Source organism: Actinomadura sp. 3N508, assembly GCF_044326375.1.
Classification (GTDB): Bacteria; Actinomycetota; Actinomycetes; order Streptosporangiales; family Streptosporangiaceae; genus Spirillospora.
The window spans coordinates 250879-264149 of sequence record NZ_JBIRAX010000002.1; the positions used below are offsets into that span (position 1 = coordinate 250879).

Below are 13271 nucleotides of genomic sequence, written 5' to 3' on the forward strand. Positions count from 1 at the left end.
GCCAAGACGGCCAATTATGTCCGGAATGGAGGGTTCGGTGCGCTCATCAGCCCGGGGTGAGGGCGTGGTCGCTGGGCGGCAGGACGTCCCGCAGCTGCCTGCGGGACGTGATCGACAGCTTCGCGAAGATCTTGCGCAGGTGCCATTCGACCGTCCGCGGGCTGAGGAAGAGCCGGGTGCCGACCTCCGGGTTGGACAGGCCGTCCCGGACGAGCAGCGCGATCTGCCGCTCCTGCGGTGTCAGCTCCTCGCCGGACGCGGCCTCGACCGCGCGCTTGCGGACGCTGTCGCCCGTCGCGAGCAGTTCACGGTGCGCACGCTCCGCGAACGCCTCCATCCCGATCGGCACGAACATCTCGTACGCGGTGCGCAGCTGGTTCCGTGCCTCCACCCGCCGGCGCCCGCGGCGCAGCCACTCCCCGTACAGCAGGTGAGCGCGCGCGAGCTCGGGGCGCAGCTCCGTGCGGTCCAGCCGCTCGATCGCCTCGCGGTACAGCGCCTCCGCGTCCGGCCCGTCGCTCAGCAGCGCGCGGGAGCGGGCGAGCACGCCGAGCGCCCAGTCCGTGCCGGACGGCTCCGCCGCGCCCGCCAGATCGTCGAGCGCCGTGCGGGCGACGTCGCCGTCCCCGGCGCGCGCCGCCGCCTCGACCAGTTCGGGCAGCGCCCACACCGACACCCACAGCTCGGCCATCCGGGTGCAGACCTGCGCCGCCGACAGCGCCTGCCCGTAGCGGCCGAGCCCGTTGTAGAGGACCGCCGCCGCCCACTGGGCGACCGTGACCCCCATGAGCTGGCCGCCCGCGCCGGCCTCCTCGATCGTCGCGGCGATCAGCGCCTCGGCCTCGTCCGGCCGGCCGCGCAGAGCGCTCAGCCTGAGCCCGACGTGCGGCGCGATGGGCAGCCCGGTCACCGCGGAGACGTCCTCGATCTCGGCGACGATCGAGTCCGCGGCGGCGAGGTCGCCAGTCCAGGAGATCGCGATCCCCAGCGAGGTCAGCGAGAACGGGAGCTCGGTCAGGGCGCCGGCGGCGCGCACCCCGTCGGCGACCCGGCCGACGAGGACGCGCATCGCCCGGTCGTCCCAGACGGCCGCGCTGACGGCGTTGGCGACCCAGCCCCACTTCAGCACCTCGGCCGCCGGGAGGTCCGCGAGCGCGGCCAGCGCCCGCCGCAGCACGGGGACGGCGGCGGCCCGGCTCTCGGTGACGAGCAGCGCGTAGCCCTCCAGCACGAGATCGAGCGCGTGCGGGGTGCCCGCCGGGGGCGGCAGCGCCCGCATCGCCTCCGAGATCGCCATCAGGCTGTCGGAGTGCGCGGCGATCAGCGCCGCGCCGCCCCACGCGATCAGGTAGGTCTCGCGGGCGAGAGCCATGTCGAAGGGTTCGAGCCGCCGCGCGGACTCCAGCAGCAGCGGCGGCGCCTCCTGGTTCAGCCCGGCCGCGAACGTGATCCGGCTCCGGATCAGCCGTGCCCGGACGCGCTGGAACTCGCTCCCGGCGGTCCGCTCGGCGATCTCGGCGTAGCGGCGCGCGGCGTCGAGGTCGCCGGCCTGGAGGGTGGCGTCCGCGGCGGCGGCCGCGCGCTCGGCGCGGCGCGACGCGTCAACGGTCAGCGCCACGCAGCGCTGCCGGAACGCCGCCGCGGCGGCCAGCCCGCCGCGCGCCTGCGCCCGGTCCGCCGACCGTTCCAGCTCCGCGGCGACGGCCTCGTCGGGCGCCGCCGCCGCTGACGCGAGGTGCCAGGCGCGGCGGTCCGGGTCGGCCTCCGGGTCGGTGACCTCCGCCAGCGCCAGGTGCACGGCGCGGCGGTCGTCCTTGGACGCCGACCGGTACACCGCCGACCGGACGAGCGGATGGCGGAACGTCACGCGGGCGTCCAGCGACAGCCACTCCTGCGTCCCGTCGGCGAGCGCCTCCGCCGGTGTCACGCCGAGCCGTTCGGCGGCACCCCACACCAGGGCCGGGTCGCCGACCGGTTCGGCCGCGGCGATCAGCAGGAGCATCCGGGCCTGCTCGGGCAGGGCGCCGATGCGGGTGAGGAAGCTCTGCTCGATCCGTCCCGGCAGGGTGCCGGTCCGGCCTGGCGGCGCGTCGGCGCGGAGGAGGCCGAACCCGCCCGCCATCTCGGTCACGCTCAGGCCGCGCGGCAGCTCCAGCAGGGCGAGGGGGTTGCCGCGGGTCTCGGTGACGATCCGGTCGCGGACGAGCCGGTCGAGCCGCCCGTAGGTGACCGAGTCCAGCAGGGCGTGCGCCTCGGCGTCGCGGAGGCCGGTGATCTCCAGTTCGGGAAGGCCGAGCAGGTCCCGGGAGCGCTCCCGGACGCCGAACAGCAAGGCGACCGACTCCGCCAGCAGCCGCCGCGCCACAAAGCCCAGGACCTGCAACGACGCATGGTCCACCCACTGCGCGTCGTCGACCGCGCAGAGCAGCGGCCGCTGCTCGGAGGCGTCCGACAGGAGGCTCAGCACCGCCAGCCCGACCAGGAACCGTTCGGGCGGCGCCCCCGCCCGTATCCCGAACACCGTCTCCAGCGCGGCGCGCTGCGGCGCGGGCAGCCGGGCGAGGCCGTCCAGCAGCGGCGCGCACAGCTGGTGCAGCGTGGCGAACGGCAGCTCCATCTCCGACTCGACGCCGGCCGCGCGGAGAACGTGCATGCCCTCCGCCGCGCTCTCGGCGTACTCGATGAGCGCCGACTTCCCGACTCCGGCGACGCCGTGGACGACGAGCACGCGGCTCTCGCCCGCGGCGACGGCCGCGAGCAGCCCGTCGACGGCGGCGCACTCCGCCGCCCGCCCGAGCAGCGCGGCGCCGTCCCCCTGCTTGCGCTGTTCCACCATGACCGCCTTCGGCACGGCCGCCCCTGGTCGACCGCATGTCAGGACCCCATCGTGACCCACGATGATCGCCAGGGAAATCCCCCGCCGAAGGTGATCCACCGGCCGGGCCGGAGGCGGCCACGGCCGGTGGAGGGCTCCGGTCAGCCCTGCCCGTCGCGGACGGCGTCGAGGATGGCCGCGGTCACCGCCTCCGGCTGGGACGCGGCGACCGCGTGGGACGCCCCGGCGATCTCCCGGACGCCCCGCGCGGAGGCCCGCCCGGCCATGAACCGGATCAGCTCGGCCGGGATGTTGAGGTCGAGGTCGCCGAGGACGAACCAGGACGGCTTGGCGCGCCAGGCGGGCTCGCTCACCTCCAGCCCGTCGGTCAGCGCCTTCTCCGTCACCGGCCGCTGCGTCGCCGCCATCAGCGCGGCCTCCTCGGCGTCCAGGTCGGCGCAGAACTGGGCGTGGAACTTCTCGTCGGCGATCCGGAACTCGTTGCCGCCGGACGCGAGCGGATACGCGGCCAGCGCGCCGCCCAGGGTGCTGCCCTCGAACTTGCCGGACAGCTGCAGGGCGCTCTCGCCGGTGTCGGGCGTGAAGGCCGCGACGTAGACCAGCGCCTGGACGGCGGCCAACCCGGCCGCCGCCTGGGTGATCACCATGCCGCCGTAGGAGTGGCCGACCAGGACGACCGGGCGCCCGATCCCGTTGATCACATCGCGCACGTAGGCGGCGTCGCCCGCCACGCTCCGCAGCGGGTTGCCGGCGGCGACGGCCTGGAGCCCGTGGCCGTGCAGGCGCCGGATGACGCGGTTCCAGCTCGCCGACTCGGCGAACGCGCCATGGACCAGGACGACGACGGGCTGCTCATTGGTGGTCATCGGTTCTCCTCATCGGTGTGCAGGGCGAACGTGAGGGCGGCCACGGCCTGGGCGGTGGCGGCCCGTGAGGCGTGCGTGTCGCGGACGGGGTTCAGCATCATGAAGTCGTGCAGCGTGCCGTTGTAGCGGACGCTCGTGGTCGGCACCCCCGCCTCGGTCAGGCGCCGGGCGTAGGCCTCGCCCTCGTCGCGCAGCACGTCGTTCTCGTCCACGATCACGAACGCGGGCGGCAGCCCGGCCAGCTCGCCGAGGGTGGCGCGCAGCGGCGAGGCGGTGATCTCGGCGCGCTCGGCGGGATCGGTGGTGTAGGCGTCCCAGAACCAGGCCATGGCCTTGGCCGTCAGGAACGGGCCGTGGGCGAACTCGCGGTAGCTCGCGGTGTCCTGCCCCGCGTCGGTCACCGGGTAGTACAGCGACTGCTGGACGAAGGTCACATCACCCCGCCGCTTGGCCATGAGGGCCAGCGCGGCGGCCATGTTCCCGCCGACCGAGTCACCGGCGACCGCGATCCGGGCGGTGTCCAGCCCTTCGGCGGCGCCGTGCGCGGTGAGCCACCGGGCGGTGGCGTAGCCCTGCTCGATCGCGACCGGGTACCGGGCCTCGGGCGAACGGTCGTACTCCACGAACGCGACGGCCGCATGTGCACCGGTGGCCAGCTCGCGGACCAGGCGGTCATGCGTGCCGGCGTTGCCCAGCACCCATCCGCCGCCGTGCATGTAGAGCACGACCGGCAGCCCGTCCCCGGCACCGGCCGGCCTGACGATGCGGACCCGCACGTCACCGACCTCGGCCGGCACGGTGATCCACTTCTCGTCGATCTCCGGCATGCCGACCGGTCCCGCCTGGAGGTCGTCCAGGACCTTGCGGGCCCCCTCGGCGCCCAGCTCGTACAGGAACGGCGGCTTGGACGTGGCGTCGGCCAGCTCCTGCGCCGCAGGCTCCAGCACGTGTTCACTCATCGGTGCTCCCCTTCCGAAACTTTGGTTGATCTGCCGGCCTTTCCCGTCGCTACCTGGGGCCCTACCCACCCACGGTCGCCCGGCCCGGTCGCCGGGACACCAGGGAGGAACCCTGGCGAGAACCCTGGGACGGCGTCATCGGAGGGCGCCCAGGGCGGCTTCCACGGCCCGGTGGACGATCCGCGGCGCGTTCACGCGACCTCCGCGGCGAAGAGGTCTTCGAGGGCCGCGGTGTTCCCGGTCTGGGCGGCGCTGAGGAACACCGCCAGCAGGCGGCGGTGCTCGGCCCGGTCGATCGGCCCGCGCCGCGCCGCGGTCAGCCGCTTGCGGGCGCGGCTCACGAGCTGGCGCGTGTTGGCCGAGCTGACCTGGAGGATCCCCGCGATCCGCGGGTAGGGGTAGTCGAACGCCTCGCGCAGGATGTAGGCGGCCCGCTCGGTCGGGGTGAGCCGCTGGAGCAGCAGCAGGAGCGCGAGTTCGAGCGCCTCGGCCCGTTCGGCCTCGACCGCCGGGTCGGCGCCGGAATCGGCGGGCTCGGGGAGCCAGGCGCCGAGGTGGATCTCGCGCCGCGACCGGGCGGATTTGGTGATGTTGATGGCCAGCCGCGTGGTGATCAGGGCCAGGTAGGCCGCCGGGTTCGCGATGGCCGGACGGTCGGCGTGCTGCCAGCGCAGCCAGGTGTCCTGGACGACGTCCTCGGCTTCGGCGGCGCTGCCGAGCATCCGGTAGGCGATGCCGAAAAGGCGCGGGCGCGTCCGTGTGAATTCCGAAGTGGCCTGTTCGAGCGTCATGAACGGTCGTCCTCCTGCTGCGCGGCGGGATCTGCCGATACCGTTCACACTCGCCGGGCCAGGGACCGGAGGGCACCAGGGAGGCTCACTGGCCGGCCCGCCCGGGGTGCCGCGCACCCCCTGGGCGCGCGGCACCGGGGCACGGGCGAGGCGAGGAAGCCGACGTCATGCGGGCACCGGCGCCAGGCGGACGGCTCAGGACGTCCCGCTCCGGCCGTCGCCGCGGGGGCCCTCCAGCTCCTCGGCCGCGTCGAGGAGGTTGCGGAGCCCGACCTCCTCCCGCTCGACGTCGACGGGGTCGAACAGCCATTGCGAGACCGGCAGGGCCGCGGCCTCCTCCGGGCCGCTCGACTCGGCCAGGCTCAGCTCCGCCTCGATCTCGGCCACGAACTCGACCTCGAAGCCGTCGTCACCGCTCGTAGTGCTCATCTCTTCTCCACACCTCGCTCGAACCGGTCGCGGCCGTGGTCAGCGCGCGTTGCTCTTCAGCCAGTCGGTGTAGGTGATCTCGCCGAGGGTCGCGTCCCCGGCCGGGACGAGGTCCGGCTCGTTCAGCTCGGCGCCGAAATAGTGCGCGTGCGGGTCGGTGACGACCTCGCGCGGGTCGCCCCAGGCGGCCAGGGCGGTGCGGAAGAACTCGTCCATCTGGAACCGCTCGGGACCCGCGATCTCGATCGCGCCGTTCAGCGGCGCGCCCAGCGCGGCCCCGCCGACGGCCTTGGCGACCTCGTCGCCCGCCATGGGCTGGAAGGCCACGGGCGGCATCCGGACCGCGCCGCCGTCCGTCGCGCCGTCGGCGATGCGCCGGGCGAACTCGAAGAACTGCGTCGCGTGGACGACCGAGAACGGGATCGGCGACTCCTCGATCAGCTTCTCCTGGGCGAGCTTCGCCCGGAAGTAGCCGATGTCGGGCCGCCGCCCGGTCCCGACCACCGACAGCGCGACGTGGTGCCCCACCCCGGCCGCGGCCTCCGCCGCCAGCAGGTTGCGGGTCGAGGTCTCGAAGAAGTCCAGCACCGCGGCGTCCTCGAACGACGGGGAGTTGGACACGTCGATCACCACGGACGCGCCGTCCACCGCCTCGGCGAGGCCCTTGCCGGTGAGCGTGTCGACGCCGGTGTTCGGCGCGGCCGCCACGGCCTCATGACCGCGCTCGCCGAGCTTCGTCACGAGCTTCGATCCGATGAGGCCGGTACCGCCGATAATTACGATCTTCATGAGCGAGCCCTCCAGTCAGCCGGGGCGTCCGTCCACCCCCGGTCGCCAGCTAAGACAGCCGACCCCGCCGACCTGTGACAGCCTCGCGGAAAGATCTTCAACCCCTAGCGGCGGTAGCCGCTGACGCCGACGGGGACCCGGCCGTCCACCGCGCGGATGACCGGCTCGGCGCCCTCCGGGCCGGAAGCGCCGTACAGCTCGATCAGCTGGAGGTCGCCGGCCATCGCCTCGGCCACCTCGCCGGCGGTGGCCTCGTCCGGGACCGCGACGAGGGTCGTCCTCCCGCCGTCGGACCGCTCGCGGACGATCACGTCGCTCGACGGGTCGGCGCCCTCGTGGACGATGATGAACGCCTCCGACAGCACGTCCCCGTCCTCGAAACGCGCCTTGTACGAGGCGACGCCGGTGAGCGACTCGAACCCGTAGTAGATGGCGCCCACGGGCACCTTCCCGCCGGCCGCCCGCCCGGCGGCGGCGTGCCACACCGCACCGAACGCGCCGCAGATCTCGACCTGGGTCACCCCTTCGCCGACCAGCCGGGACACCAGCTCGACCATCTCCTCCTGCTTGCCGACGGCCCGCACGCGCGTGCGTCCGCTGCCGTTCTGGACGGTCATGACATCGATCGTGGGGTCGGCGCCGGTCTCCTCGTAAATGATCACCTTGTCTCCGCTCATGCCCAGAACGCTGCCACCTCAACAAGGCTTGAGGTCAACCCGGCCGGTCGCCTTGGACGATCCGTCCCTGCGGGAGTCCGTAGAACCAGTGACCTCCCGGCGGATCAGGGGGAAGCGTGCCGGCCTCCAGATCGACCAGCGCCGCCGCCAGCTCGACGAGGGGGGCGGCATCGATGTGCTCCGCATGCCGCAACCAGCTCGCCGCGTCCCCCTCGACCTCATCCCAGGTCTCCACCTCCGCCAGGCTGACACCGCCGCGAGCCTCGACACGGCGTGCCGCCTCGGTGAAGGAGTCCAGCAGCAGCCGGCGCTGTTCATCGGTGTAGTCGTCGAGCAAGAATGCCCAGTTGGCGCCCACGGCGGCATGATCCAGCAGGTTCCTCTCCAGGTCCGCCCACCACCCGGGCCGCGCGTCCGCCGGCGTCTCCGCGCCGACCCGCGCCGCCTCGACACACAGGATCTGGAACGCGACATCGTAGGCCCAGAAGAAGACATCGTTGTACTCCACCGGCACCGTCTTGCTCACCATTCCTCCTCGGCCAATGGGCCATTCTCTGCCCCAGAATGACCGCAGCCGCCCGGAGGAACCACTTGATTTTCCCCACGCGAGTGGTTGGGGTGTCGGGGGATATTTGGGAAGATCACTGGCATGCGCGTCGCTGCGGCTCAGGCTCGGTGTCCATGGCTCGATTCCGCTGCCGGGGTCGCCAAGGTGGTGGAGTTCCTTGAGCGGGCCGCGGCCGACCACGTCGAGCTGGTCGCGTTTCCCGAGACGTTCCTGTCGGGGTATCCGTTCTGGGTCGAGCAGACCGGCGGGGCGCGGTTCGACGACCCGGACCAGAAACGCGCCTATGCCGCCTATCTGGACGCCGCCGTCGAGGTCGACGGGCCCGAGCTGCGCGTGATCGCGGAGGCCGCCCGCGATCTGAACGTCTTCACCTATCTGGGTATCACCGAGCGTGTTCGCGGGACCGTCTACTGCTCGCTCGTGGCCTTCTCTCCTGGTGAGGGGATCGTCGGCGTCCATCGGAAGCTGATGCCCACGCATGAGGAGCGGCTGGTCTGGGGCATCGGCGACGGTCATGGCCTGCGGACTCATCGGGTCGGCGGCTTCGCGGTCGGCGGCCTGATCTGCTGGGAGAACTGGATGCCGCTGGCCCGCCACGCCCTCTACGCCCAGGGCGAGAGCCTGCACGTCTCGGTCTGGCCCGGGTCGTCCGGGCTCACCGGCGACATCACCCGGTTCATCGCCCGGGAAGGCCGCGTCTACTCGCTGGCCGCCGGCGCTCTGTTGTCCTATGCCGACATCCCCGCCGATTTCCCTTTCCACGACCGGCTCGCCGACCGCGCCTCCCGCTACGACGGCGGCTCGGCCATCGCAGGCCCGGACGGGCAATGGGTCGTTCCTCCGGTCTCGGGCGAGGAATGCCTCGTCACCGCCGACATCGACCCTGCCGTCGTCCGCGCCGAACGCCACAACTTCGACCCGGCAGGCCATTACGCCCGAGCCGACATCCTCCACCTACAGGTTGACCGCCGTCGCGTCTCGACGGATTTCCTCGACTGAAAGCCGCCATCCGGGCGGCTGGGGGTCGCGGCCCAGGCGCCTGACCGGTTTGATCAGCAGCAGGGCCGCCACGACGGCGATCGTCGTCAGGGCCGAGACCAGCATGAACGTGCGCGGGGCGATCAGTGCGGTGGCCGGGCCCGCGAGCGCCTGCCCGGCCGCCATGCCCGCGACCGAACCGGCGATCTGGTAGGCGTTGACCCGGTTCAGGACGTCCGGCGCGACCTGCGTCTGGACGCTGGTCGACCACATCACCGACCAGAACGCCAGCGCGGAGCCGCCGAGGAGGTGCCCCGCCATGAGGAGCGGGAGCGGCAGGCCGAGCGCGATCGTCAGCGGCACCGGCAGGTACGCGATCACCGCGACCGCACCGGCGGCGAGCGGCCTGCGCGGCCGGAGCCTGATCGCCACCAGGCCGCCGAGGACGGTGCCGAGGCCGAGCGCCGCCATGACCCAGCCGTAGTCGTCCCCGATGACCTGCGACGCCAGCGGCACGGACGGGCCGATCACCAGGACGCCCCAGAACACCCAGACCAGGATGACCGACCACATCCAGCTCCGCGCCCTGAACTCGTCCCAGCCGCGACGCAGGTCGCCGAGCACGTTGGAGGGGGCGGACTTGGGCACGGTGACCCTGATCAGCAGCAGGAGCACGCCGCTGACCAGGAACGTCGCGGCGTCCACCGTGTAGACGACGACCGGGCCGGCGGTGACGATGAGGACGCCCGCCAGCGCGGGGCCGGTCAGGTGGGTGATCGCCTCCGCGATCTTCAGCGTCGCGTTGGCGCGCTGGGGGTCCTTGGCGACCAGCGGGACCATGCCGCCGACGCCGGGCTCGAACATCCCGGCGGCCGTGCCCGACAGGAACGCCATCGCCAGCAGCAGGGCGTACGGCGGGGCGCCGTCCAGGAAGGCGACGGCCACCAGGCCCTGGGTGCCGACCCTGACCGCGTCCGCGCCGATCATCACGCGGCGGGCGCCGATCCGGTCGGCGACGACCCCGCCGAACAGCATGACCAGCACGGCGGACGCGGTCCAGAGCCCGAGCACGTAGCCGACGCCCGCGATCCCGTAGACCTCGCCGACCGCCAGCGCCGAGGCGACGGGCATCATGGCGTCGCCGAGCAGCGAGATCGTGCGGGCGCCGAAGTAGAGGGTGAAGTTCCTCGTCCACATGATCCCCAATCCTGGGTCGTGCCAGGTCAGGTCACTGGTGTCCCAGATGACATCATTAGGTACATTTGCGCCATGCCGCTGGACTGTCCGGAAACGCCCCCTGAGCCGGTCGGGCCGCATCGCGTGGTCGCCCTGGTCGCGCCTCATCAGGAGCTCTATCCGGTCACGTCCGCTTCGGCCGTCTTCGGCTATCACGGGCCCGACATCCCGCAGCACTACAGCTTCGTTCTGTGCGCCGAGAATCCCGGCTCGCTGGGCACCACGCTCGGCGTCCCCATCCAGGTGGAGCGCGGGCTCGACGCCATGGACGAGGCGGACACCGTGGTGATCGCGGGCTGGACGTTCGTCGCGTCGCCCGGTGTCCTCGACGCGGTGTCCCGGGCCCATGCGCGCGGTGCCCGCATCGTCGCCGTCGCCGCCGGGATCTTCATTCCCGCCGCCCTGGGGCTGCTGGACGGGCGCCGCGCGTCCGTCCACTGGGAGCTCGCCGCCGAGCTCGCCGCCCGGCACCCCCGCGTCGTCCAGGACGCCACCGTCATCTACGTCGACCACGGCGACATCGCCACCGCCGGAGCCTCGGCCGCCACGCTCGACCTGTGCCTGCACCAGGTCCTCCAGGAGCACGGCGCGGCGCACGCGATGCGCATCGGCCGCCAGCTCGCCGCCGGGCCGCACCGCGAGGGCCGCCAGCGCCAGTACCCTCCGCTGCCCACCACCGGCCCCATGCCGGACTCCCTGGCGCCCCTGCTCGAATGGCTTCTCTCCCGCCTGGACAAGCAGATCACCGTCGAGGACATGGCGGCCTTCTCGGGCGTCTCCCCGCGCACCCTCACCCGCCAGTTCACCGGCCGGCTCGGCGTCCCGCCCGCGCGGTGGCTGCTGGAACGCCGCCTCGCCGCCACCCGCGCCCTGCTGGAGGACACCGACCTGCCCGTCGAGACCATCGCGACCCGCGTCGGCCTCTCCTCGGCGGTCAACCTCCGCCGCCGCTTCCACGCCGCCCTGCACACCACCCCGGCCGCCTACCGAAGCTCCTTCCGCTGACCGTCCGGCGCCCGCCGTCACCACGGACGATCACCGCTGTCGGTGGCATCGCGTTTAATCGAGGGGTGGACGTTGGAGAACGCATCGCGGAGCTGGCCGCCGAGGTCAAGCGGCTGAACGACCTGTACTACGGCGCCGGTGACAGCCCCGTGCCGGACGCCGACTACGACGCGCTGAAGGACGAGCTCGCCGCGCTCGTCGCCGAGCATCCCGAGCTGGAGCCGCCCGACAGCCCGCTCGGCAAGGTCAACGCGCCGGCGGAGCTGACCGGGCCGACCGTCCGGCACGCGCGGCCGATGCTGTCGCTGGCGAAGGCGACCGGCGAGGAGCAGATCCGCACGTTCTGCGAGCGGTTCGGCGGCCAGGTCTTCCGCGTGTCGGAGAAGCTCGACGGGCTCTCGCTCAGCGTCGTCTACGTGGACGGCAAGCTCGACTACGTCGCCACGCGCGGCACCGGCACCGTCGGCGAGCTCGTGACCGCGAAGGTGCGGCACGTGATCCCGGGCCTGCCGCTCGAGATCGACGCGCCCGGACGCGTCGAGGTCCGCGGCGAGGCCGTGATGCTGCGCTCGGTGTGGACCGCCTACAACGAGGCCCACCCGGAGCGCCCGCTGACCAACCCGCGCTCGGGCGCCGCCGGCACGCTCGTCCTGAAGGACCCCGAGGCGGCGGCGCAGGCCAAGCGGCTGCTGCGGTTCTTCGCGTTCGGCACCGACCGCGACGGCGTCGCGATCGACGACCCGGCGGGTTTCGAGCCCGTCGCCCAGTACGTGTGCACGACCGTCGAAGAGGTCATGGACGCGATCCACGAGATCGGCTCCCGCCGCGACGGGCTCGACTACGAGATCGACGGCGCGGTGGTGCGGCTGCACGAGCCCGCGGCGTTCGAGGCGGCGGGGTTCAACAGCGCCGAGCCGCGCGGCGCGATCGCGTTCAAGTACCCGCCGGAGGAGAAGCTGACGACGCTGCTGTCGGTCGAGTGGCCGGTCGGCAAGATCGGCCGGGTCCCGCCGCGCGCGAAGGTCGCGCCGGTGTTCGTCGGCGGCGTGACGGTGGAGAACATCACCCTGCACAACCCGCGCCTGATCCGCGAGCGCGATCTGCGGATCGGCGACACGGTCGCGGTCGTGCGGCGCGGCGACGTGATCCCGTTCGCCGGGCGCTCGCTGCCGGAGAAGCGCGACGGGAGCGAGGTCGAGATCGTCCCGCCGGAGCGCTGCCCGTCATGCGGGTCCGAGCTTGAGGTCCGCGGCACCGGCGAGGAGCGCTGGTGCCTGAACCTGCAGTGCCCGGCGCAGGCGACGCGGCGGCTGATGCACTGGGCCTCGCGCCCGGCCGCCGACATGGAGGGCGTCGGCGACACGTGGATCGAGAAGCTCGCCGACGAGGGCGTGCTCCGCCGCCGCAGCGACTTCTACGACCTGACCGCCGAGCAGCTGCTCGGCTACGAGCGGATGGGCGAGGTCAGCGCCAAGAACATGGTCGACTCGATCGCCTCGTCCAAGGGGATGGGGCTGCGGCGGGCGCTGATCGGGCTGGCGATCCCGATGGCGTCCGAGGGCACCGCCAAGCGGCTGTGCCTGGCCGGCTACGAGCGCATCGAGGACGTCGCGGCGGCCACGGTCGACGACCTGGTCGCGATCCGCGACATCGGGCCGAAGGTCGCCGAGAGCGTCGTGGCCTTCTTCGCGCGCCCCGAGGTCCGGGATGAGATCGCGGCGCTGCGCGAGCGCGGCGTGAACCTCGACGTCCTGGACGAGGACCGCCCGGTCGACAAGGCGGCCGCGGGCGACTCCCCGCTCAAGGGCAGCGCGGTCGTGATCACCGGCGCGTTCACCGACCCGCGCTCGGGCGCGAAGATCAGCCGCCCGGACGTCACGCGGCTGGTCGAGCAGGCCGCGGCGACGACCGCCTCCTCGGTCTCGGCCACCACCGACTACCTCCTCGCCGGCGAGAACGTCGGCGCCTCGAAGACCGGCAAGGCCGAAAAACTCGGGGTCACCGTCGTCGACCAGGAACAACTCTGGCGGTGGCTCGCCGAAGCCGGGGTCATCTGACCTCGCGAAGGCGCCGCGTTCGGGAATGGAAGGACGGCGGCCCCGGCATTCAGTCTTTATAGAATGAAATGTGAAATTCA

Annotated in this window: 12 protein-coding genes; 3 read left to right on the forward strand and 9 right to left on the reverse strand. The window is 72.9% G+C overall.

Annotation, left to right across the window (positions count from 1 at the left end; translation table 11 throughout):
• Nucleotides 1-46 precede the first annotated feature (46 nt).
• The 8 genes from ACH34S_RS07480 to ACH34S_RS07515 all read right to left on the reverse strand — a co-directional run bounded on the left by ACH34S_RS07480 (nt 47) and on the right by ACH34S_RS07515 (nt 7873).
• Nucleotides 47-2851 carry an ATP-binding protein gene (locus ACH34S_RS07480; protein ID WP_395951684.1) on the reverse strand — a complete coding sequence of 935 codons (2805 nt, stop codon included), beginning with the start codon at nt 2849-2851 and terminating at the stop codon, nt 47-49.
• A gap of 125 nt (nt 2852-2976) precedes the next feature.
• The gene (locus ACH34S_RS07485) at nt 2977-3702 is read right to left on the reverse strand and encodes an alpha/beta fold hydrolase (RefSeq protein WP_395951685.1); all 726 of its coding nucleotides are present in this window, start codon (nt 3700-3702) and stop codon (nt 2977-2979) included.
• Nucleotides 3699-4661 carry an alpha/beta hydrolase gene (locus ACH34S_RS07490; protein ID WP_395951686.1) on the reverse strand — a complete coding sequence of 321 codons (963 nt, stop codon included), beginning with the start codon at nt 4659-4661 and terminating at the stop codon, nt 3699-3701. Before ACH34S_RS07490 ends, ACH34S_RS07485 begins: the two co-directional genes overlap by 4 nt.
• Nucleotides 4662-4852: 191 nt before the next feature.
• Entirely contained in the window at nt 4853-5452 is a 600-nt protein-coding gene (locus ACH34S_RS07495; RefSeq protein WP_395951688.1) for a sigma-70 family RNA polymerase sigma factor, read from the reverse strand.
• A gap of 195 nt (nt 5453-5647) precedes the next feature.
• Nucleotides 5648-5881, reverse strand: a complete 234-nt coding sequence (locus ACH34S_RS07500) for a hypothetical protein (protein ID WP_395951689.1) — start codon at nt 5879-5881, stop codon at nt 5648-5650.
• 39 nt (nt 5882-5920) lie between these two features.
• Nucleotides 5921-6670, reverse strand: coding sequence for an SDR family oxidoreductase (locus ACH34S_RS07505; protein WP_395951690.1), 750 nt, complete (start codon nt 6668-6670; stop codon nt 5921-5923).
• 104 nt (nt 6671-6774) lie between these two features.
• Complete coding sequence (locus ACH34S_RS07510; protein ID WP_395951692.1) at nt 6775-7347, reverse strand: DUF6506 family protein; 573 nt, start codon at nt 7345-7347, stop codon at nt 6775-6777.
• Nucleotides 7348-7381: 34 nt separating this feature from the next.
• Nucleotides 7382-7873, reverse strand: coding sequence for a hypothetical protein (locus tag ACH34S_RS07515; protein WP_395951693.1), 492 nt, complete (start codon nt 7871-7873; stop codon nt 7382-7384).
• A gap of 123 nt (nt 7874-7996) precedes the next feature.
• Here ACH34S_RS07515 and ACH34S_RS07520 point away from each other — a divergent pair, with 123 nt between their 5' ends.
• On the forward strand, nt 7997-8914 hold the full coding sequence (locus ACH34S_RS07520) for a carbon-nitrogen hydrolase family protein (protein ID WP_395951694.1): 918 nt from the start codon (nt 7997-7999) through the stop codon (nt 8912-8914).
• Here ACH34S_RS07520 and ACH34S_RS07525 read toward each other — a convergent pair.
• On the reverse strand, nt 8870-10090 hold the full coding sequence (locus ACH34S_RS07525; RefSeq protein WP_395951695.1) for an MFS transporter: 1221 nt from the start codon (nt 10088-10090) through the stop codon (nt 8870-8872). The genes ACH34S_RS07520 and ACH34S_RS07525 overlap by 45 nt on opposite strands.
• A gap of 72 nt (nt 10091-10162) precedes the next feature.
• Between ACH34S_RS07525 and ACH34S_RS07530 the strand changes: the two genes are divergently transcribed.
• On the forward strand, nt 10163-11134 hold the full coding sequence (locus ACH34S_RS07530; RefSeq protein ID WP_395951696.1) for a GlxA family transcriptional regulator: 972 nt from the start codon (nt 10163-10165) through the stop codon (nt 11132-11134).
• Nucleotides 11135-11199: 65 nt separating this feature from the next.
• Entirely contained in the window at nt 11200-13191 is a 1992-nt protein-coding gene (gene ligA / locus ACH34S_RS07535) for an NAD-dependent DNA ligase LigA (protein WP_395951697.1), read from the forward strand.
• The last annotated feature ends 80 nt before the right edge of the window (nt 13192-13271 follow it).

Bases quoted from the DNA above. Each gene is read 5' to 3' on its own strand.
- ACH34S_RS07490 (WP_395951686.1), bottom strand. From the start codon at position 4,661: ATGAGTGAACACGTGCTGGAGCCTGCGGCGCAGGAGCTGGCCGACGCC.
- ACH34S_RS07520 (WP_395951694.1), top strand. From the start codon at position 7,997: ATGCGCGTCGCTGCGGCTCAGGCTCGGTGTCCATGGCTCGATTCCGCT.
- ACH34S_RS07505 (WP_395951690.1), bottom strand. From the start codon at position 6,670: ATGAAGATCGTAATTATCGGCGGTACCGGCCTCATCGGATCGAAGCTC.
- ACH34S_RS07485 (WP_395951685.1), bottom strand. From the start codon at position 3,702: ATGACCACCAATGAGCAGCCCGTCGTCGTCCTGGTCCATGGCGCGTTC.
- ACH34S_RS07510 (WP_395951692.1), bottom strand. From the start codon at position 7,347: ATGAGCGGAGACAAGGTGATCATTTACGAGGAGACCGGCGCCGACCCC.
- ACH34S_RS07500 (WP_395951689.1), bottom strand. From the start codon at position 5,881: ATGAGCACTACGAGCGGTGACGACGGCTTCGAGGTCGAGTTCGTGGCC.
- ACH34S_RS07530 (WP_395951696.1), top strand. From the start codon at position 10,163: ATGCCGCTGGACTGTCCGGAAACGCCCCCTGAGCCGGTCGGGCCGCAT.
- ACH34S_RS07495 (WP_395951688.1), bottom strand. From the start codon at position 5,452: ATGACGCTCGAACAGGCCACTTCGGAATTCACACGGACGCGCCCGCGC.
- ACH34S_RS07525 (WP_395951695.1), bottom strand. From the start codon at position 10,090: ATGTGGACGAGGAACTTCACCCTCTACTTCGGCGCCCGCACGATCTCG.